Source organism: Streptomyces sp. NPDC001292, assembly GCF_042896465.1.
In the GTDB taxonomy this organism is placed as follows: domain Bacteria; phylum Actinomycetota; class Actinomycetes; order Streptomycetales; family Streptomycetaceae; genus Streptomyces.
The window spans coordinates 147,243-167,412 of sequence record NZ_JBIAXG010000003.1; the positions used below are offsets into that span (position 1 = coordinate 147,243).

Consider the following 20,170-nt stretch of genomic DNA (forward strand, 5'->3'; position numbering starts at 1 on the left):
AGGGACGGTCATGTTGTGTGCGAAGAGGGGAAAACACATGGGGTGCCGGGCGTGAGCGGTAGCCACGGCCGCATACCATCGACCCGAGACCTTCCGGCCGTCAGGCACGGGAGACGTGCTTCGAACGAGGGGACACCGTGGACGTGAGCGGCGGGAGCGGACAGCCGCGTTCCGGCAAGGACGAGTCGGCAGGTCGCCGCACGGGCCCGGTGGACCCGGCCCCCGACTCCGAGGACCCGGGCGCCGAGCCGGCCGACGCGGGCCCGCCGGAGCCGTCCCCGCGGACCGGTACCCCTGCCACCGGAGCAGAGGACGGGACGAAGGAGACGGCGGAGGAGACGAAGGGGGCGGAGGAGACGGAGGAGCGCAACCGCTCCGGCGACACCCCGCAGGACCCGCCCACCACCGACGACGTCCGCCCCGACGCCCACCCCGAGCGCGGTTACGCCCAAGGCGGTGCCCCGTCCGCCGGACGCGAAGCCGGTGCCCGTGCCGAGGGTCCCGCCCCTGTTCCCGGCGACCGCACGCGGCCCGAGACCCACCCCGACCGCGCTCTCGCCCGTTCCGGGGCCGGGCAGGCGCCGCCGCGGCGCCCGAGCGAGCCCGGTGGCGGGCTCCTCATGGGGCGGCCCTTCGGGGTGCCCGTGTACGTGGCGCCCAGCTGGTTCCTCGTGGCCGCGCTGATCACCTGGGTGTTCGGCGGACAGCTCGACCGGGTACTGCCCGAGCTCGGCGCCGCCCGCTACCTCGTCGCCCTGTTCTTCGCGGTCGCCTTCTACGGCTCCGTGCTCGTCCACGAGCTGGCCCACACGATCGCCGCCCTCCGCTTCAAGCTCCCGGTCCGGCGCATCCAGCTCCAGTTCTTCGGCGGCGTCTCCGAGATCGAGAAGGAGGCCGAGACCCCCGGCCGCGAGTTCGTCCTCGCCTTCGTCGGCCCGCTGCTCTCGCTGATCCTCGCCGGCGTCTTCTACGCCGCCCTGCGGCCCTTCGAGCGCGGCACGGTCGTCGGTGTCCTGCTGGCCGGCCTGATGATCTCCAACCTCATCGTCGCCGCCTTCAACCTGCTGCCCGGCCTGCCCCTCGACGGCGGCCGCATGCTCCGCGCCGTCGTCTGGAAGATCACCGGCAGGCCGATGAGCGGCACCGTCGCCGCCGCCTGGGTCGGCCGCGCGCTCGCCGTCGCCGTCCTGATCGGACTGCCCCTGGTCACCCAGTCCGGCGCCCTCGGCCCCACCGCCGAGGACAGCGTCGGCATGGGCACCGTCACCAACGCCCTGCTCGCCGCCATCCTGGCCGCGATCATCTGGACCGGCGCCGGCAACAGCCTGCGCATGGCCCGGCTGCGCGAACACCTCCCCGAACTGCGTGCCCGCGCCCTCACCCGCCGCGCCGTCCCGGTCGAGACCAACACCTCCCTGGCCGAGGCCCTGCGCCGCGCCAACGCCGCCGGGGCCCGCGCCCTGGTGGTCGTCGACGGCCACGGCGAGCCGCTCTCCCTCGTCCGCGAGTCCGCCATCGTCGGCGTACCCGAGCACCGCCGCCCCTGGGTCTACGCCAGCGAACTCGCCCAGGAGCTCACCGACGGCATGCGCGTCTCCGCCGAACTCGCCGGCGAGGACCTCCTGGACGTGCTGCGCGCCACCCCGGCGACCGAGTACCTCGTGGTGGAGGAGAGCGGCGAGATCTACGGCGTGCTGTCCGCGGCCGACGTGGAGCACGCCTTCGTCAAGGCCATGGCCCGCCCGTCGGCCTCCGCGTAGGGTCCGTCCGCGTGGTCGGAGGGCCCGCCGGGGACCGGTAGGCTGGTCACATGTCCGAACCGACCGGTGCCGCCCGCCGCCGCGGGCCCTTCAAGGTCGGGGACCAGGTACAGCTGACCGACCCCAAGGGCCGCCACTACACGTTCACGCTCGAGGCCGGGAAGAACTTCCACACCCACAAGGGGTCCTTCCCGCACGACGAGCTGATCGGCGCACCCGAGGGCAGCGTTGTCCGCACCACCGGCAACGTCGCCTACCTCGCGCTGCGCCCCCTGCTCCCCGACTACGTCCTGTCCATGCCCCGCGGGGCAGCCGTCGTGTACCCCAAGGACGCGGGGCAGATCCTCGCCTTCGCCGACATCTTCCCCGGCGCCCGCGTCGTGGAGGCCGGCGTCGGCTCCGGCTCGCTCAGCAGCTTCCTGCTGCGGGCCATCGGCGACCAGGGCATGCTGCACAGCTACGAGCGCCGCGCCGACTTCGCCGAGATCGCCCAGGCGAACGTCGAGCGCTACTTCGGCGGCCCGCACCCCGCCTGGCAGCTCACCGTCGGAGACCTTCAGGACAACCTCTCCGACACCGACGTCGACCGCGTCATCCTCGACATGCTCGCCCCCTGGGAGTGCCTGGAGGCCGTCGCCAAGGCGCTCGTCCCCGGCGGCATCCTGTGCTGCTACGTCGCGACCACCACCCAGCTCGCCCGGACCGTGGAGTCCATCCGCGAGATCGGCTGCTTCAACGAGCCGACCGCATGGGAGACGATGATCCGCAACTGGCACATCGAGGGGCTGGCCGTGCGCCCGGACCACCGCATGATCGGCCACACCGGCTTCCTGCTCACCGCCCGCCGGCTCGCGGACGGCGTCGAGCCCCCCATGCGCCGCCGCCGGCCCGCCAAGGGCGCCTACGGCGAGGACTACGAGGGCCCCAACGCCGACGGCGGCGCCACCCGCTGACACGGCCCGCCACCGCGCGCAACCCACGGGCGCCGTGGTGGAGTTCCCGACGACCACTGGGAACTCCGGCACGGCGCCCTCGCGTTGACCCCCACCCCGCCGTTCCCGCGCACTGTGACGTGTGGCACGATGCTGGCCACCCCCACCGGCACAGCCCTCGCAGGAGACGCTCCTAGTGCAGCAATCCGCCGTTCCGGAACTGGCCCACACGCACACCCGCCCCATCCACTGGATGGCCACCGCCACCGCGGTCGCCGGCGTGGTGGCCCTGTCCTCGCTCGTGCAGCCCGGCTCGGCCACGGCCGCCCAGCCGCAGGGCACCCGCGCGAACTCCGCCCCCGCCACCGCGTCGGCCCCGAGCACCGCCGGAGTGACCTTCCCGATCGACTGCGGCCCGGTGCGGGCCGTGGTGGCGAAGAAGGCCTCCGGGGACCTCGACGGGGACGGCAGACCGGAGACCGTGGCCGTCGTGCACTGCGACGCCCCCATGGGCACCCCGCCCGACGCCGTTTACGTCCTCACCCAGGCTGCCGACGCCGCCGAGCCCCGCGTGGTCGCCACTCTCGTCGAGGTCAAGGACCGGTACTCGGTCACGGACTTCGCCGTCCGCGACGGAGCCGTGACCGCCACCCTGCTCGGCTACTCCTCGCCCGACGTGCCGAATTGCTGCCCCGACCTCAAGGACAGCGTGAAGTGGCGGTGGCAGAACGGCGCGTTCGTCCGCTCCGCCGATGCCGGGGCGCGCGGTATCTGACCGCATTCCCCGAAAATGTGAGAAAACAGACAATGGTGACGCCTCGCGCCGAAGTCGTCACTCCGCGTCAGGTCCGTAGATCTCGACCCTGTCCGAAACGCGGCGCACGTGGATGCACTCGCCCGGGCATTCCTTGACCGAGTCCACCACGTCCGTGAGAAGCGGGAGCGGAACGGGCGTTGCCGCTCCCGCTTCCTGAAGGAGCTCGTCCTCAGGGCTCTTCACATAGGCCAGACCGTCGATGTCCAGCTCGAAGACCTCCGGCGCGTACTGCGCGCAGATGCCGTCGCCGGTACACAGGTCCTGGTCGATCCAGACCTCCAGTGCCTCGCCACCGTCCGAGGTCCGCTGCTGCACGGTCATCTCTCCTGCCGTATCACGTCGAGCCGTACGGGAATCCGGCCAGCTCTGACGGGTGTTGAACGTGTCGACCCTACCTCTGCCCGCTTTCCAATCATGTTCGGTGGGTATTCCCCTGGCGTGAGGGAGAGCGCAAGGGTGAAGATCGGACACACCCCGACAGTCTTTGTGATCTAGGGGTTTCAATCGACACCCACCCAGGTAGGGTCTGGAAGCGTCCAGCTCCCCTTGGAGGAGGTGAGGACCGTGGCAGCCCACGACGACGACATGAACCGCGGCATCCGCCCAGGACGCGGGTCCGACGACCCGGCCGGGCAGATCGCCTACCTTGAGCAGGAGATCGCCGTCCTGCGACGCAAGCTCGCCGACTCTCCGCGTCACACGAGGATTCTCGAAGAGCGGATCGTCGAGTTGCAGACCAACCTGGCCGGCGTGTCCGCGCAGAACGAACGGCTCGCGAACACGCTCCGCGAGGCCCGCGACCAGATCGTGGCCCTCAAGGAAGAGGTCGACCGGCTCGCCCAGCCGCCGGCCGGTTTCGGAGTCTTCCTGCAGGCCAACGAGGACGGTACCGCCGACATCTTCACCGGCGGCCGCAAGCTCCGGGTGAACGTGAGCCCCAGCATCGAGCTCGACGAGCTCAGGCGCGGCCAGGAAGTGATGCTCAACGAAGCGCTCAACGTGGTCGAGGCCATGGAGTTCGAGCGCGTCGGCGACATCGTCACCCTCAAGGAGATCCTCGAGGACGGCGAGCGGGCCCTGGTGCTCGGGCACACCGACGAGGAGCGGGTGGTACGGCTCGCCGAGCCGCTGCTGGACGTCACCATCCGCCCCGGCGACGCCCTCCTGCTCGAGCCCAGGTCCGGCTACGTCTACGAGGTCGTGCCCAAGAGCGAGGTCGAGGAACTCGTCCTCGAAGAGGTGCCCGACATCGGCTACGAGCAGATCGGCGGCCTCGGCAACCAGATCGAGGCCATCCGGGACGCCGTGGAGCTGCCGTATCTCTACCCGGACCTGTTCAAGGAGCACGAGCTGCGCCCGCCGAAGGGTGTCCTGCTCTACGGGCCCCCGGGATGCGGCAAGACGCTCATCGCCAAGGCCGTCGCGAACTCGCTCGCCAAGAAGGTCGCCGAGGTCACCGGACAGGCGGCGGGCAAGAGCTTCTTCCTCAACATCAAGGGCCCCGAGCTGCTGAACAAGTACGTCGGCGAGACCGAGCGGCAGATCCGCCTCGTCTTCCAGCGTGCCCGGGAGAAGGCCGGCGAGGGCACCCCCGTGATCGTCTTCTTCGACGAGATGGAGTCCCTCTTCCGCACCCGCGGCTCCGGTGTCAGCTCGGACGTGGAGAACACCATCGTCCCCCAGCTGCTCGCCGAGATCGACGGCGTGGAAGGCCTGCAGAACGTGGTCGTGATCGGCGCCTCCAACCGTGAGGACATGATCGACCCTGCCATCCTGCGGCCCGGCCGCCTCGATGTGAAGATCAAGATCGAGCGTCCGGACGCCGAGGCGGCGAAGGACATCTTCGGGAAGTACCTCACCGAGCGTCTTCCGCTGCACTCGGACGACCTCGCGGAACACGGCGGCGACAAGGACATCACGGTCCAGGGCATGATCCAGACCGCGGTGGAACACATGTACGCCGAATCCGAGGAGAACCGCTTCCTAGAGGTCACCTACGCCAATGGCGACAAGGAAGTCCTCTACTTCAAGGACTTCAATTCCGGCGCCATGATCGAGAACATCGTCGGCCGCGCCAAGAAGATGGCGATCAAGGACTTCCTCGAGAAGAACCAGAAGGGCCTCCGCGTCTCCCACCTGCTCCAGGCCTGCGTGGACGAGTTCAAGGAGAACGAGGACCTGCCGAACACCACCAACCCGGACGACTGGGCCCGGATCTCCGGAAAGAAGGGCGAGCGGATCGTCTACATCCGCACGCTCATCACCGGAAAGCAGGGCGCGGACACCGGACGCTCCATCGACACGGTGGCGAACACCGGTCAATACCTGTAAAAGCAGGGTGGCTGCGGGTGCCCTCCACGGGGTACCCGCAGTCGGCTGTTTCCGGGGCCACCGCATGGAGCAGGCAATGACACAAATGATCTCCCCACCAGCGCAAAGGCGTTCTAGGCTCTTTCGTACCGCCGGGTCGCGCAGTGCGGGGACGGGCACCGCACAGGCACCCGGGCATCAGCGGTACTTGAGCGACGTCCACGACCGAGGGCGCCGCCGGGCAAGGAGGGCCGCATGACCGTACGGCGAGTAATGGGCATCGAGACGGAGTACGGGATCTCCGTCCCCGGCCACCCCAATGCCAATGCCATGCTCACCTCATCCCAGATCGTCAACGCCTACGCGGCGGCCATGCACCGGGCCCGCCGGGCCCGCTGGGACTTCGAGGAGGAGAACCCGCTGCGGGACGCCCGGGGCTTCGACCTCGCCCGCGAGGCCGCCGACGCCAGCCAGCTCACCGACGAGGACATCGGCCTGGCCAACGTCATCCTCACCAACGGCGCACGGCTCTACGTCGACCACGCCCACCCGGAGTACAGCGCGCCCGAGGTCACCAACCCGCGCGACGCCGTCCTGTGGGACAAGGCCGGCGAACGGATCATGGCCGAGGCCGCGGAGCGGGCGGCCCAGCTGCCCGGCGCCCAGCCGATCCACCTCTACAAGAACAACACCGACAACAAGGGCGCCTCCTACGGCACGCACGAGAACTACCTGATGAAGCGGGAGACCGCCTTCTCCGACATCGTGCGCCACCTCACGCCCTTCTTCGTCTCCCGCCAGGTCATCACGGGCGCCGGCCGCGTCGGCATCGGCCAGGACGGCCACGAGCACGGCTTCCAGTTGAGCCAGCGCGCGGACTACTTCGAGGTCGAGGTCGGCCTGGAGACCACACTCAAGCGGCCGATCATCAACACGCGCGACGAGCCGCACGCCGACGCGGAGAAGTACCGCCGCCTGCACGTGATCATCGGCGACGCCAACCTCTCCGAGATCTCCACCTACCTCAAGCTGGGCACGACCGCCCTGGTCCTGTCCATGATCGAGGACGGCTTCATCGCCGTCGACCTGGCCGTCGACCAGCCCGTTCGCACGCTCCACCAGGTCTCGCACGACCCGGGACTCACGCGCCTGATCACACTGCGCAGCGGCCGGACACTCACCGCGGTGCAGCTCCAGATGGAGTATTACGAGCTGTCGCGCAAGTACGTGGAGGAGCGGTTCGGCGCAGACGCCGACGAGCAGACCAAGGACGTGCTGTCCCGCTGGGAGGACACCCTCAACCGGCTCGAGAACGACCCCATGAGCCTGGCCGGCGAGCTGGACTGGGTCGCCAAGCGGGAGCTCATGGAGGGCTACCGGCGCCGTGACGGCCTCGACTGGGACGCCGCCCGCCTCCACCTCGTCGACCTCCAGTACGCGGACGTACGCCTCGACAAGGGCCTGTACAACCGCCTGGTGGCCCGGGGACGCATCAAGCGCCTGCTGGACGAGACCGAGGTGGACCGGGCGCGCAGGAAGCCTCCGGAGGACACGCGCGCGTACTTCCGCGGCCGCTGTCTGGAGCAGTACGCCGACGACGTCGCCGCGGCCTCCTGGGACTCGGTGATCTTCGATCTGCCGGGCCGGGACTCGCTCCAGCGCGTCCCAACCCTGGAACCGCTTCGCGGAACGCGTAATCACGTCAAGGAGCTCCTCGACCGCTGCCGTACCGCCGAAGACCTGGTCAGGGTGCTCTCCGGCGGCTGAGCGGATCCCGGACCGGGGAGGCCCTCCAGGGTGGAAATCCCCGGTGCCGGGAATCATCGAGGTGGCCCTCGTACGTTGGAGAAAGTGCGGGGCCGATGTCGGACCCGGCTTGTAGGGTCGGAACATCACCGATCGGCCGTAATGCCGACCATGTCGGGCGAACTGAGCGGGGTGAGGGTTATGGCAACGAAGGACACCGGCGGCGGGCAGCAGAAGGCCACGCGTTCCACCGAGGAGATCGAGGAACAGTCCCAGGACGCGCAGGCCACGGACGACCTCAAGGAACGCCACGAGAAGCTGAGCGACGACGTGGACTCCGTCCTCGACGAGATCGACGACGTACTCGAGGAGAACGCAGAGGACTTCGTTCGAAGCTTCGTTCAAAAGGGCGGAGAGTAGCCTTCGAACCGAAGGTTTCGGGGGCGTCGAGGTTGGAAAACGAAGAAGACGTTAAGTGCTGCTCGCGGTGTGGGGAACACAGGCCGCGAGCAGCGTTCGCGCGAAACAAGTCAATGCGTGATGGCTTGCAGGCCTACTGCCGTGAGTGCGCGGCCGCCTACCACCAGGAACGCCAGGTGGCAAGGGGGCGTAACGTTCGACCGCGAGTGCGGTTGCCCGAGGGCCACAAGTACTGCCGTACGTGCGACCAGATCAAGCCGCACAGTGAATGGTCGCGCAATCGCACTGCTTCGGACGGCTTGGCAACGCTCCGCAAGGCTTGCAAAGCGGCGGAGGGGCGCGCTGGACACCTGAAACGCCAGTACGGCATCACCGAGGCCGAACGTGACGAGATGGTCGCCTCGCAGATGGGTCTCTGTGTGATCTGCCTGAAAGCTCCGGCCGTCCATGTGGATCACTGCCACAACACGGGTAAGGTCCGTGGCGTACTGTGCTTCAACTGCAATTCGGCCATCGGCAAGTTGGGAGACGATCCCGACGCTGTTCGTCGGGCAGCCGCCTACCTGGAAGGAAACTCGTGGAAGCCAACACTCGTAGCACCGGGCGTCTACCAGCTGCCTTCCTGACGCCTGGGTCCTCCTCGTTCATGGACTTTCTCGCCGAGCACCAGCCGGAGCTGCTGCCGGGGAAGCGGCAGCTGCCGCCGACCCAGGGAGTGGTCGAGGCGCCGCACGGCACCACCATCGTGGCGGCGACCTTCCCGGGCGGCGTCGTGCTGGCCGGTGACCGGCGGGCCACGATGGGGAACGTGATCGCGCAGCGGGACATCGAGAAGGTGTTCCCGGCGGACGAGTACTCGGCCGTCGGCATCGCCGGCACCGCCGGTCTGGCGGTGGAGATGGTGAAGCTGTTCCAGCTGGAGCTGGAGCACTTCGAGAAGGTCGAGGGGACGCAGCTCTCGCTGGAGGGCAAGGCGAACCGCCTGTCGACCATGATCCGCTCCAATCTGGGCATGGCCATGCAGGGGCTGGCCGTGGTCCCGCTCTTCGCGGGGTACGACCTGGACCGCGAGAAGGGCCGGATCTTCTCCTACGACGTGACGGGCGGCCGTTCCGAGGAGCGCGGCCACGCGGCCACGGGCTCCGGCTCGATCTTCGCGCGCGGCGCGATGAAGAAGCTCTTCCGGGAGGACCTGACCGAGGCCGAGGCCACGACGCTGGTGGTCCAGGCCCTGTACGACGCGGCAGACGACGACTCGGCGACCGGTGGTCCCGATGTCGCCCGCCGGATCTATCCGATCGTCACCGTGATCACCGAGGACGGATTCCGCCGGCTCTCCGAGGACGAGTCCTCGGAGATCGCCCGCTCGGTGCTCCAGCGGCGCCTGGAGCAGCCGGACGGCCCGCGGGCCGCGCTGCTGTAGCCGGCGCCCGGTTCTTGTTCGGGGTGATCCCGTGACTTCTACAGAAAGGGACGGATAACCGGTGTCGACGCCGTTCTATGTCTCACCTCAGCAGGCCATGGCCGACCGGGCGGAGTACGCCCGCAAGGGCATCGCCCGTGGCCGCAGCCTGGTCGTGCTGCAGTACGCCGACGGAATCGTGTTCGTCGGTGAGAATCCGTCCCGCGCGCTGCACAAGTTCAGCGAGATCTACGACCGGATCGCGTTCGCGGCCGCCGGCAAGTACAACGAGTACGAGAATCTGCGCATCGGCGGTGTCCGCTACGCCGACCTGCGCGGTTACACCTACGACCGGGACGACGTGACCGCCCGCGGCCTGGCGAACGTGTACGCCCAGACGCTGGGCACGATCTTCTCCAGCGCGGCGGAGAAGCCGTACGAGGTGGAGCTGGTGGTCGCCGAGGTGGGGGAGACCCCGGACGGCGACCAGATCTACCGGCTGCCGCACGACGGCTCGATCGTGGACGAGCACGGCTCGGTCGCGGTCGGCGGCAACGCCGAGCAGATCAGCGGCTACCTGGACCAGCGCCACCGGGACGGCATGTCGCTGGCCGAGGCCCTGAAGCTGGCCGTCCAGGCCCTGTCCCGTGACACCAACGGCAGTCAGCGGGAGATCCCCGCCGAGCGCCTGGAGGTGGCGGTGCTGGACCGAACGCGTCCGCAGAAGCGCAAGTTCAAGCGCATCGTGGGCCGTCAGCTGGGCCGGCTGCTCGAGGCCGACGGCGCGGCGACCGAGGCGGAGAGCGCCGAGGAGGAGGACGGTTCCGAGGAGAAGTAGTCCCGCTCCGTCGCTCGTTCCCGGGTGCCCCGGCCTGCTGGAAGGCCGGGGCACCCGGCGTTTCGGGGGCTCAACGGCTTCAGGAGGGCCTGGGCGGCGCCGTGGAGCCCCGTACCACGAGTTGCACGGGAATGTCCCCGCCATCGGGAGTGCGGCCCTCGAGGACGGCCAGGAGGGCGTGCATGCCCCGCTCACCGAACAGCTCGGCGTCCAGCCGCACGGTGGTGAGCTCGGGGTCGATGGCGGTGGCGAGGGCGAGGTCGTCGAGGCCGGTTACGGAGACGTCGTCGGGCACGCGCAGGCCGAGGCGGCGCAGGGCCTTGTAGGCGCCGGCGGCGAGCTTGTCGTCGTCGCAGACCAGCGCCGTGGGCCGGGGTCCGGGGGCGCTCAGGGCGGCCTCGGTGGCGGCCCTGGCGTCCTCGACGGAGATGGGGGCGCGGGCGGTGCGCACCGAGGTGCCGGGCACCGCGCCCACGCGGGTGCCCAGCTCCCTCGCCCGCACCTCGAAGGTCCAGGACGCCACGTCCGCCGCGAGGTGCAGGAAGCGCCGGTGGCCGAGCCCGAGCAGGTGCTCGGCGACCTGGCGTACGCCGTCGGCGATGTCCAGGTTGACGGTCGCGGCGCCCAGGCTGCCCGCGGGGTCGCTGTCCAGCATGACCAGCGGCAACTGGTCGCCGCGGATCGCCGTCAGCGCGTCGGCGGCCATGGAGGAGGCGATCACGCCGTCCAGCGCCGCCTGGGCCGAGGCGAAGGGGTTCCGGGCCGGGCCGATGCCCTCGGGGGAGGGGTAGAGGACGACGCCGAAGCCGCGCTCGGCGGCGACGCGGGCGGCGCCGGTGTAGACGCCGGCGAAGAACTCGGTGGTCAGCGCGGGGACGACCAGGAGCACGGTCCGGGTGCGGCCCAGGCGCAGATTGCGGGCGGCGAGGTTGGGCCGGTAGCCGAGTTCCTCGGCGGCCCGGCGCACCCGTTCGGCGGTCGTCTGCGACACCCGGCCGCGCCACTTGTCGCCGAGGACCAGTGAGACGGCGGCCTGGGACACCCCGGCGGCGTGCGCGACGTCACGGCTGGTGGGGCGCGTGCTGCTTCGTGCCACCGCGGCAACGCTCCTTCGTCTGGACTGGTGAACAGCGCACATGGTACGTATGACCGAGGACGTTATACGTAACACCGGAGGTTGCTCCAGCACCTCGGGCGAACCGGCGGAAGGCGGGGCCGATGGTCGCGGGATTCGGGGGATACCTGGAGATCCTCAGGGCGAGGCACGCCGCCCGGCTGCTGACCGGCACGCTCGTGGGACGGCTGCCCAACGCCACCGCGGCGATCGCCATCGTGCTGTTCGTCCGTGCGGAGGGCGGCACGTACAGCCTCGCGGGGGCGCTGGCGGCGGTCTACGGCGTCGCCAACGCGGTGGGCCAGCCCCTGCTCGGGCGCCTGGTGGACCTGCACGGGCAGCCCCGCGTCCAACTGCCGTCCGCCCTCGCCGCGGCGCTGGCGATGACGGTCTTCGCCCTGACCGGCACGCAGCCGCCCGCCCTGGCGTACACGGCCGTGGCGGCCGCCGGGCTCTTCACCCCGCCGCTGGAGGGAGGCCTGCGGGCGCTGTGGCCCTCGGTGCTGCGCAGGGACGACCAGGTGCACACGGCGTACGCGATGGACGCCGTGGCGCAGGAAGTGATGTTCACCGTCGGCCCGTTGCTCGTGACCCTCTGCGTCTCCCTGTGGTCGGCGCAGGCGGCACTGGTGGTGCTGAACGCCGTCGGGGTGCTGGGCGCGCTGTCCGTGGTGGTCTCGCCGCCCTCGCGGGCCTGGCGCTCGGCGCCCCGGGAGGCGCACTGGCTGGGCGCGCTGCGCTCGCCCGGTCTGCTGGCGCTGCTCGGCGCGTTCCTCTTCGTCGGTGTCGCCATGGGCTCCATCATGGTGGCGGCGGTGCCCTACGCCGACGACCACGGCGGTGACGCGGTGTACGGTTGGTTGATGGCCGCGCTGGGACTCGGCGCGCTGGTCGGCGGTGCCGTCTACGGCGCGCGCCAGTGGGCGGGCGTGCCCGAGCGGCGACTGCGCCTGCTGGTGGCTCTTCTGGCGGTGTGTTACCTGCCGCTGATGCTGATGCCCGGGGCGGTGGCCATGGTGGCGCTGACGGCGCTGTCCGGGGTGTTCCTGGCGCCGTGCATCGCCTGCGCGTTCATCATCGTGGACCGGCACGCCCCGGCCGGCACGGTGACGGAGGCCTTCTCCTGGCTGGTGACGACGTTCACCGTGGGCGCGTCCGTCGGAACGGGTGTCGCGGGCCCGGTGGTCGAGGCGGGCGGCGCGCTGTGGGGCTTCGCCGTGCCGAGCGCCGCAGGGGCCGTGTCGCTGCTGGTGTTGCTGGTCACCGGGCGGGTTCTCACAGCTCCCGCCGGGCGGGCGGTGGTTGCCGCTTCATCGGAAAATGATCCAAATCGTGCTGCCGAACCCCGTTTGAGCGCAGAGGATCGGGCGTAATGTTCAGTCATGGACCGCCGCATTTTCGGGCTGGAGAACGAGTACGGCGTCACGTGCACGTTCAGGGGACAGCGCCGTCTGTCGCCTGACGAGGTGGCGCGGTACCTCTTCCGCCGTGTCGTGTCATGGGGCCGCAGCAGCAATGTCTTTCTGCGAAACGGCGCCCGGCTCTATCTCGACGTGGGGTCACACCCGGAATACGCGACACCCGAGTGTGACAATGTGATCGAACTGGTCACCCACGACAAGGCCGGCGAGCGCATTCTGGAAGGACTCCTGGTAGACGCGGAACGACGCCTGCACGAGGAGGGAATCGCGGGCGACGTCTACCTCTTCAAGAACAACACCGACTCGGCGGGCAACTCCTACGGCTGCCACGAGAACTATCTGGTGGCACGGCACGGAGAGTTCTCGCGACTCGCGGACATCCTCATCCCGTTCCTGGTCACGAGGCAGTTGCTCTGCGGGGCGGGCAAGGTCCTGCAGACCCCGCGCGGGGCGGTGTACTGCGTGAGCCAGCGGGCCGAGCACATCTGGGAGGGCGTCTCCTCGGCGACCACCCGTTCGCGGCCCATCATCAACACCCGCGACGAGCCGCACGCGGACGCGGAGCGCTACCGGCGGCTGCACGTCATCGTGGGCGACTCCAACATGTCCGAGACGACGATGCTGCTCAAGGTCGGCGCGACCGACCTGGTGCTGCGCATGATCGAGGCGGGCACGGTGATGCGCGACCTGACCCTGGAGAACCCGATCCGGGCGATCCGTGAGGTCAGCCACGACATCACGGGCCGCCGCAAGGTGCGCCTGGCCAGCGGTCGCGAGGCCTCCGCGCTGGAGGTGCAGCGGGAGTACTACGAGAAGGCCGTGGACTTCTGCGAGCGGCGCGGTATCCGCACCGGCACGGTGGAACAGGTGCTGGAGCTGTGGGGCCGTACGCTGGACGCGATCGAGACCGAGGACCTCGACCGCATCGGCACCGAGATCGACTGGGTGATGAAGTACAAGCTCATCGAGCGGTACCGGGCCAAGCACAACATGACCATGTCGCATCCGCGGGTCGCCCAGATAGACCTCGCCTACCACGACATCCACCGCCGTCGTGGCCTGTACTACCTGCTGGAGAAGAAGGGCCAAGCCGCCCGGATCTGCAACGACTTGAAGATCTTCGAAGGCAAGTCGGTCCCCCCGCAGACCACTCGGGCACGGCTGCGCGGCGACTTCATCCGGCGGGCGCAGGAACAGCGCAGGGACTTCACCGTCGACTGGGTGCACCTGAAGCTCAACGACCAGGCACAGCGGACGGTGTTGTGCAAGGACCCCTTCCGTTCGGTGGACGACCGGGTGGAGAAGCTGATCGCCGGAATGTGAGCCCGGCGAAACGCGGATGCTGGTTCGAAGCCCCCGGAACGCCACACGGGCGCCGTACGCTCCCCGTACGGCGCCCTGCTCACGACGTAGAGTTGCGCGCACGCCATCAGAAGATCGACCGATTACGAGGCCCCCATCGTGCGCCGACGCTCACTTCTTCTTTCCGTACCCGCGGGACTTGTCACCCTGGCCGCCTGCGGCAACGACAAGGCCGATTCGAGCAAGGCCAGCGAGAGCACGTCGCCGTCGCCCTCCGGGCCGTCCGCAGCGCCCTCGCCGAAGGTCGTCTCCGGGCCGCTGCCGGCGATCACCGCGGGCACGAAGTTCGGTGAGAAGCCGACCGTCGCCAAGGGCAGTGGTCACCCCTCGAAGGACATCGCCGTCAAGACGGTGATCGCGGGCGGTGGCCGCACCATCGCGGAGAACGACTACGTCCAGGCGCACTACCTGGGCCAGATCTGGGACACGGCGAAGCTCTTCGACAACTCGTACGACCGCAAGACCCCCCTGGTCATCCAGCTCGCCCAGGGCACGATCATCGACGGCTGGCGCTATGCCCTCGCCGGCAAGAAGGTGGGCAGCCGCGTCCTGTTCTCCGTGCCGCCCACCTGGGGATACGGCACGCAGGGCAACGCCCAGGCCGGAATCAAGGGCACCGACACGCTGGTGTTCGTCGTCGACCTTCAGGACACCTTCAACTCCAAGAGCTCGGCCAAGGGCAAGACGGTCGCCCAGGACAACGCCGACCTGCCCAAGGTAGGCACCAACACCGACGGCGCCGCCCCGTCCATCACCGTGCCCAAGACGGCCGCGCCCAAGAAGCTCGTGGCCGACTACGTGATCGAGGGGGACGGCCCCACGGTCAAGCCGGAGAACACCGTGCTCGTCCAGTACAAGGGCGTGCTGTGGGACGACGGCAAGGAGTTCGACTCGACGTACAAGCGCAACGCGCTGACCTCGTTCTCCCTCCAGCAGGTCGTCAAGGGCTGGGCCGAAGGACTGGCCGGCAAGAAGGTCGGCAGCCGGGTCCTGATCGTCGTCCCGCCGGCCCTGGGCTACGGCGACACCCCGCCCCCCAACAGCGGCATCAAGAAGGACTCCGTGCTGGTCTTCACGGTGGACATCCTGGCGGCGATGTAGCGCCGCGCCACGGTCTCCCGGCGCGGGCGCGCACCCGGCGGGGATGTAAGACTGTGCGGGTTGCCTTGTCGTAGATGAGCAGGAGAAACACGTGAGCATCGAGAAGCCCGAGATCGACTTCCCGGGCGGCGAGCCCCCGGCGGACCTCGAGATCAAGGAGATCTGGGAGGGCGACGGGCCGGTGGCCAAGGCGGGCGACACCGTCTCCGTCCACTACGTCGGCGTGGCCTTCTCCACCGGTGAGGAGTTCGACGCCTCCTGGAACCGCGGTACGCCGCTCCGCTTCCAACTGGGCGTCGGTCAGGTCATCGCCGGCTGGGACCGGGGTGTGCAGGGCATGAAGGTCGGCGGGCGCCGCCAGCTGACCATTCCGCCGCACCTCGCCTACGGCGACCGCGGCGCGGGCGGCCGGATCAAGCCCGGCGAGACGCTGATCTTCGTCTGCGACCTGGTCGCGGTCTGATCGTCCCCCACCGGATCCGTGCGGGATCCGATCATCCGAGGCCCATGCCTGCCCGGGCATGGGCCTCGGCTTTTGTCCGCACGCTGCGGGGCGGTACGGTCATCGGTCGTAAGGACCATAGGGAAGGTGACGGGCGTCGATGGCCATTGCCAAGGCCGAGCGGCTGATGAACCTGGCGCTGTGCCTGCTCGGGACGCGGCGGCCGCTGAGCAAGCGCGAGCTGCGCGAGTCCATCGAGGCTTACGTCGAGGCCTCCGGCCGCGACAGAGGCGTGGCCTCCGGCCGCGACAGAGGCGTGGCCTCCGGCCGCGACAGAGGCGTGGCATCCGGCCGCGACAAGAGCGTCGCCTCGGGGCCGGAGAAGGGCACTGCGGCGTCCGACGACTCCTTCAACCGCATGTTCGAGCGGGACAAGGACGACCTGCGTGAGCTCGGGCTGGTCATCGAGACCGTCGAGAGCCTGGACGGCGAGGTCGGCTACCTGGCCCGCCGGGACAGCAACCGGCTGCCGCCCATCACCCTGGACGCCGAGGAGGCCGCCGCGCTCGGTCTGGCCGCCAAGGTCTGGCAGCAGGCCCGGCTGGCCGGTGCGGCCAGCGGCGCCCTGCAGAAGCTGCGCGCGGCCGGGCTGCCCGAGGACGTCGACCCCTACGAGGCGCACGGCGCTCTGGAGCCGCGCATCCCGGTGCACGAGGCCGCCTTCGAGCCGCTCATGCTGGCCTGCCGCGACCGCCGGCCGGTGGTCTTCGACTACCGCAAGGCCAATGCCGCCCAGCCCGCGACCCGGCACGTCGAGCCGTGGGCGCTGGAGTGCTGGCGCGGCCACTGGTACCTGGCCGGCTTCGACCGCGACCGCGGCGCCGAACGGGTCTTCCGGCTCTCGAGGATCACCGGCAGGGTCCGCTCCCGGGGCAGCGGCTTCACCGCGCCGGTTCCGGACGTCGTCACCGTCCGCGAGACCGTGGCGAGCTGGGCGGGCGAGAGCGCCGACCGCTCCGCGCGGATCCGGCTGCGCGCCGGTGCCGGATACCCCCTTCGGGCGAAGGCCACCGCCGTGCGGGAACTCGGAGACGGCTGGGACGAGTTGGACATCCCGTACGGGCACGGGCTGGATGCCTGGCTGGTGGAATTCGGGCCGGACGTGGTGGTCCTGGAGCCGGCCGAGCTGCGGGCGGACGTGCTGGACCGGCTGCGTGCCGTGGCCAGGGACTGAGGGGGAGCGGAGCGACACTGTGGCAGGCAAACCGGTCAGGCCCACGAGCGCCATCGACCAGACCCGGCGGATGCTCTCCCTGGTGACGTATCTCAGGGAGCGCCCCGGCGCCCGGATCGAGGACGTGGCGCGCGCCTTCGGTGTCACCGAGGACGAGCTGGTCTCCGACCTCGACGTACTGCCCATGTGCGGTACGAGTTTCCGTGGCGGCGACCTGCTCGACATCGACACCGACGGTGAGCGCATCTGGTGGCACAACCCCGCCGCGCTCGGGGCGGAGGCGGCCGAGCCGCTGCGGCTGGCCGCCGACGAGGCGACCGCGCTGCTGGTGGCGGCCCGCGCGGTGGCCACGCTGCCCGGCCTGCGGGAGAGCGACCGGCAGGCCCTGCTGCGGGCCACGGCGAAGGTGGAGGCCGCGGCCGGCGAGGCCGCCGGGGCCAGCTCCCGGCTGTCGGTGACCTTCGAGTCCGAGGGCGGGGTCTTCGCCGACGTGGACCGGGCGATCTCCGAGCGCCGCCGGCTGTGGATCCGCTACTACTCGCCCGCCCGCGACGAGGTCACCGAGCGCGAGATCGACCCCATCCGCCTGGTCAGCGTCGGGCACACCTATGTGGAGGCCTGGTGCCGCCGCTCCGAGGCGCGCCGCACCTTCCGGCTCGACCGGGTCGCCGAGATCAAGATCCTCGACGAGCCCTCGGCGCCGCCGGAGATGGAGCTGCGCGACCTGTCGCAGGCCCTGGTGCAGCCGGCCGCCGAGGACCCGGAAGTGGTCGTCGAGGTCGGCCCCGGCGGCCGCTGGGTCGCCGAGTACTACCCGCACGACAGCGCCGATGAGCTTCCCGACGGCGGGCTGCGTATTACTCTGCGCACCCCCGATCCGGCGTCCCTCCGGCGGCTGGCGCTGCGCCTGGGCCGGGACGGCCGGATCGTCGCCCCCAGCGAGCTGGCCGACAGCGCCCGGCAGGCGGCCCGTGAGGCCCTGGCGGCGTACGCGTCGGCCTACGACGGGGCGGGGGCCCCGGCGGACGCCGTGGCGGCGGGAGAGCCCCGGGGTGCGGACGTGGTTCACGACGGTCGGTACGACAGGCAGGAGCAGGGGCTTTGAGCGAGTCGGCGACGGCTGGGGTGCGCGAGATGTCGGTGGCGGCGGCGTTCGCCGGGATGCGGAGCGTGACTGCGGTGGTGTTCCGGGCGGGCTGCCCCGACTGCCGGGGCCGCTTCGAGCTCGCCGCGAGCGCGCTGCGCCTGGTCGTCGGCGCCAGCAGCCGCACCACCTTCTACTCCTTCACCTGCCCCGACTGCGGCGCCGCGGTCCGCAAGCCGGCCGGCGAGCGGATCGTCGAACTGCTCACCGGCGGCGGGGTCAGCACGCTGCGCCTGCACTCGACCCTCTAGGCTCGGCGTCATGTTCTGGGCGATGTTGGCGGTGGCCGCGGGGTTCGTGGGGCTGGCCGTCCTCGGAGTGCTCGCCGTCCGGGTCTTCGTCGAGGCGCAGCGCCTGGGCCGGCAGGTCACGGAGTCGACGCGGCGTATCAACCGGGCCGCCGAGGAACTGGAGCGGGCGAGCCTGAGCGCCGCCCGGGCGATGGAGTCGCGGTGAGTTCTGCCGGGAAAGTCCTGGAAGTCCCGAACGCCGTACGCTTTCGATCGACTCGCCCTGCCATCCTGGCCCTGTGGCCGGGTACGCTGCTGGTCGTGGCCCGCAGTAAGAGGCACCGGCCGCCCAGCAGGAGTACTCACGGGGGTTGCTCAGCGTTCACCCCCGGGCGTTACGATCGCTGCCAGCACGATGGTCAGACACCTGTCCGAGTGGTCGGACATGCCCGCCGCCCCGCCTCAGTGAGAAGGTGAAGACTTTATGTTCCGCAACGCACTTGAGCCGTGGCATCTGGTGCTCCTGGTTCTGGTGATCGTCCTGGTGTTCGGCTCGAAGAAGCTTCCGGACATGGCGCGCTCGCTCGGCAAGTCCGCGCGCATCCTGAAGAGCGAGGCCAAGGCGATGAAGGACGAGGCGAAGTCGACCACCGCGTCCGGTTCGGCGACTCAGGCCGGTGAGGAGCAGCAGTCCCAGGCCCAGCGCACCATCCAGGCCGCGCCCGGTGATGTGACCAGCTCACGCCCGGTCAACGAGCCGACGGACACGACTCAGCGCTGACGGGAGGACCGGAGGCCTTCCGGTCCGCTGCACGAGATGAGGATGTGGGTTGCTGAAGTCTGCCCGCAAGAAGGAGAAGGACCCCGAGGGGCGGATGTCGCTCGCGGATCACCTCCGTGAGCTGCGCAACCGGCTCGGGAAAGGTGTTCTGGCGATCCTGGTCGTGACGGTCGTCGCCGCCTTCTTCTACAAGGACATCGTCAACTTCATCACCAGGCCGGTACTGAGCTCGGTGGGGTGTGGGCAGTCCTTCGAGGAGCTGGCCAAATCGGGCAGCAGCACCACCTGCGCGCACCTCACGATCAACGGTCTGCTGGCGCCCTTCACCCTCGCACTGAAGGTGTCGCTGATGGCCGGCGTCGTGCTGGCCTCGCCGATCTGGCTCTACCAGCTGTGGGCGTTCGTCGCCCCCGGCCTGCACAAGCACGAGCGGAAGTACGCCTACGCCTTCGTCGGCGCGGGCGTACCGCTCTTCCTCGGGGGCGGCTTCCTCGCCTACAACGTGCTGCCCACCACCGCCAAGGTGCTGATCGGCTTCACCCCCTCCGGTGTCGACAACCTGCTGCCGCTGGACGACCTGCTCGACCTCGTCTCGCGCATGGTGATCGTCTTCGGCCTCTCGTTCGAGATGCCGCTCCTGCTCGTCATGCTCAACTTCACCGGCATCCTCTCCGGGCGGCGCATGCTCGGCTGGTGGCGCGGCATGGTCGTCGGCATCACGGCGTTCGCGGCGGTGGCCACGCCGAGCGCCGACCCCCTGACGATGCTGGCGCTGGCGGCGCCGATCTGGGCGCTGTACTTCATCGCGGTGATCATCGCCCTGTTCAACGACCGGCGAAAGGACCGCCTCGCGGCCCTGGGACCGTCGGACGACGAGGCCTCCGAACTCGACCTCACCCCCGAGGACATCGGCGAGGTCGAACCCGTCACCACCCGCCGCGCCCTGCCCGAGCAGACGGACCGGGTCAACGGGTACGACGACGTGACCTGATCACCCCCGCGGGTTCCCGGTCGGGGGGGGGCCGCCCGCCCCCCCCCCCCCGCGGGGGGGGGGGGGGGGGGGGGTAAATATATTAGGTTTTTAGGTGGGGGGCGGGGCGCGGGCCAGAACCAAAA

The 20,170-nt window shown here is 70.0% G+C and carries 21 protein-coding genes; 19 read left to right on the top strand and 2 right to left on the bottom strand.

Annotated features, from left to right (window positions below):
- Positions 1–137: 137 nt before the first annotated feature.
- The 3 genes from ACFY4A_RS05540 (at position 138) to ACFY4A_RS05550 (ending at position 3,467) form a co-directional block, all read left to right on the top strand.
- Positions 138–1,760, top strand: a complete 1,623-nt coding sequence (locus tag ACFY4A_RS05540; protein ID WP_390828091.1) for a site-2 protease family protein — start codon at positions 138–140, stop codon at positions 1,758–1,760.
- Between the two features lie 50 nt (positions 1,761–1,810).
- The gene (locus tag ACFY4A_RS05545; protein WP_390828092.1) at positions 1,811–2,713 is read left to right on the top strand and encodes a tRNA (adenine-N1)-methyltransferase; all 903 of its coding nucleotides are present in this window, start codon (positions 1,811–1,813) and stop codon (positions 2,711–2,713) included.
- Positions 2,714–2,888: 175 nt separating this feature from the next.
- Complete coding sequence (locus tag ACFY4A_RS05550; RefSeq protein WP_390828093.1) at positions 2,889–3,467, top strand: hypothetical protein; 579 nt, start codon at positions 2,889–2,891, stop codon at positions 3,465–3,467.
- Between the two features lie 57 nt (positions 3,468–3,524).
- Here ACFY4A_RS05550 and ACFY4A_RS05555 read toward each other — a convergent pair whose 3' ends face one another.
- Positions 3,525–3,830 carry a ferredoxin gene (locus tag ACFY4A_RS05555; protein WP_390828094.1) on the bottom strand — a complete coding sequence of 102 codons (306 nt, stop codon included), beginning with the start codon at positions 3,828–3,830 and terminating at the stop codon, positions 3,525–3,527.
- A gap of 243 nt (positions 3,831–4,073) precedes the next feature.
- Here ACFY4A_RS05555 and arc point away from each other — a divergent pair, with 243 nt between their 5' ends.
- From arc to prcA, 6 genes are all read left to right on the top strand, one after another.
- The gene (gene arc, locus ACFY4A_RS05560) at positions 4,074–5,840 is read left to right on the top strand and encodes a proteasome ATPase (protein WP_390828095.1); all 1,767 of its coding nucleotides are present in this window, start codon (positions 4,074–4,076) and stop codon (positions 5,838–5,840) included.
- 234 nt (positions 5,841–6,074) lie between these two features.
- Positions 6,075–7,586: a depupylase/deamidase Dop gene (gene dop, locus ACFY4A_RS05565; RefSeq protein WP_390828096.1), complete on the top strand. Its 1,512-nt coding sequence runs from the start codon at positions 6,075–6,077 to the stop codon at positions 7,584–7,586.
- Positions 7,587–7,766: 180 nt separating this feature from the next.
- Positions 7,767–7,985, top strand: coding sequence for a ubiquitin-like protein Pup (locus ACFY4A_RS05570; RefSeq protein ID WP_390828097.1), 219 nt, complete (start codon positions 7,767–7,769; stop codon positions 7,983–7,985).
- A gap of 32 nt (positions 7,986–8,017) precedes the next feature.
- Complete coding sequence (locus ACFY4A_RS05575; protein ID WP_390828098.1) at positions 8,018–8,611, top strand: endonuclease VII domain-containing protein; 594 nt, start codon at positions 8,018–8,020, stop codon at positions 8,609–8,611.
- Positions 8,563–9,408 (top strand): proteasome subunit beta, encoded by an 846-nt coding sequence (prcB, locus tag ACFY4A_RS05580; protein ID WP_390828099.1) that lies wholly within the window; start codon positions 8,563–8,565, stop codon positions 9,406–9,408. The genes ACFY4A_RS05575 and prcB overlap by 49 nt, the downstream gene beginning before the upstream one ends.
- A 61-nt stretch (positions 9,409–9,469) precedes the next feature.
- A complete protein-coding gene (gene prcA, locus ACFY4A_RS05585) occupies positions 9,470–10,225 on the top strand; it encodes a proteasome subunit alpha (RefSeq protein WP_390828100.1) in 756 nt (251 codons plus the stop codon).
- Between the two features lie 79 nt (positions 10,226–10,304).
- On the opposite strand, the gene ACFY4A_RS05590 is transcribed toward prcA, so the two are convergent.
- Positions 10,305–11,321: a LacI family DNA-binding transcriptional regulator gene (locus tag ACFY4A_RS05590; protein WP_390828101.1), complete on the bottom strand. Its 1,017-nt coding sequence runs from the start codon at positions 11,319–11,321 to the stop codon at positions 10,305–10,307.
- Positions 11,322–11,443: 122 nt separating this feature from the next.
- On the opposite strand from ACFY4A_RS05590, the gene ACFY4A_RS05595 reads away from it, so the two are divergent.
- The 10 genes from ACFY4A_RS05595 (at position 11,444) to tatC (ending at position 20,045) form a co-directional block, all read left to right on the top strand.
- Positions 11,444–12,712: an MFS transporter gene (locus tag ACFY4A_RS05595; RefSeq protein ID WP_390828102.1), complete on the top strand. Its 1,269-nt coding sequence runs from the start codon at positions 11,444–11,446 to the stop codon at positions 12,710–12,712.
- 9 nt (positions 12,713–12,721) lie between these two features.
- Positions 12,722–14,083 carry a Pup--protein ligase gene (gene pafA, locus ACFY4A_RS05600; protein WP_381079727.1) on the top strand — a complete coding sequence of 454 codons (1,362 nt, stop codon included), beginning with the start codon at positions 12,722–12,724 and terminating at the stop codon, positions 14,081–14,083.
- A 138-nt stretch (positions 14,084–14,221) separates the two neighbouring features.
- Positions 14,222–15,223 (top strand): FKBP-type peptidyl-prolyl cis-trans isomerase, encoded by a 1,002-nt coding sequence (locus ACFY4A_RS05605; protein ID WP_390828103.1) that lies wholly within the window; start codon positions 14,222–14,224, stop codon positions 15,221–15,223.
- Positions 15,224–15,314: 91 nt separating this feature from the next.
- On the top strand, positions 15,315–15,686 hold the full coding sequence (locus tag ACFY4A_RS05610; RefSeq protein ID WP_390828104.1) for an FKBP-type peptidyl-prolyl cis-trans isomerase: 372 nt from the start codon (positions 15,315–15,317) through the stop codon (positions 15,684–15,686).
- Positions 15,687–15,825: 139 nt separating this feature from the next.
- Entirely contained in the window at positions 15,826–16,899 is a 1,074-nt protein-coding gene (locus ACFY4A_RS05615) for a helix-turn-helix transcriptional regulator (protein WP_390828105.1), read from the top strand.
- A 19-nt stretch (positions 16,900–16,918) separates the two neighbouring features.
- Complete coding sequence (locus ACFY4A_RS05620) at positions 16,919–18,004, top strand: helix-turn-helix transcriptional regulator (protein ID WP_390828106.1); 1,086 nt, start codon at positions 16,919–16,921, stop codon at positions 18,002–18,004.
- The gene (locus ACFY4A_RS05625) at positions 18,001–18,294 is read left to right on the top strand and encodes a hypothetical protein (RefSeq protein WP_390828107.1); all 294 of its coding nucleotides are present in this window, start codon (positions 18,001–18,003) and stop codon (positions 18,292–18,294) included. Before ACFY4A_RS05620 ends, ACFY4A_RS05625 begins: the two co-directional genes overlap by 4 nt.
- 10 nt (positions 18,295–18,304) lie before the next feature.
- Complete coding sequence (locus tag ACFY4A_RS05630; RefSeq protein ID WP_390828108.1) at positions 18,305–18,499, top strand: hypothetical protein; 195 nt, start codon at positions 18,305–18,307, stop codon at positions 18,497–18,499.
- A 258-nt stretch (positions 18,500–18,757) separates the two neighbouring features.
- Positions 18,758–19,054, top strand: coding sequence for a Sec-independent protein translocase subunit TatA (tatA, locus tag ACFY4A_RS05635; RefSeq protein WP_390828109.1), 297 nt, complete (start codon positions 18,758–18,760; stop codon positions 19,052–19,054).
- A gap of 49 nt (positions 19,055–19,103) precedes the next feature.
- Complete coding sequence (gene tatC, locus ACFY4A_RS05640; protein WP_390828110.1) at positions 19,104–20,045, top strand: twin-arginine translocase subunit TatC; 942 nt, start codon at positions 19,104–19,106, stop codon at positions 20,043–20,045.
- Positions 20,046–20,170 lie beyond the last annotated feature (125 nt).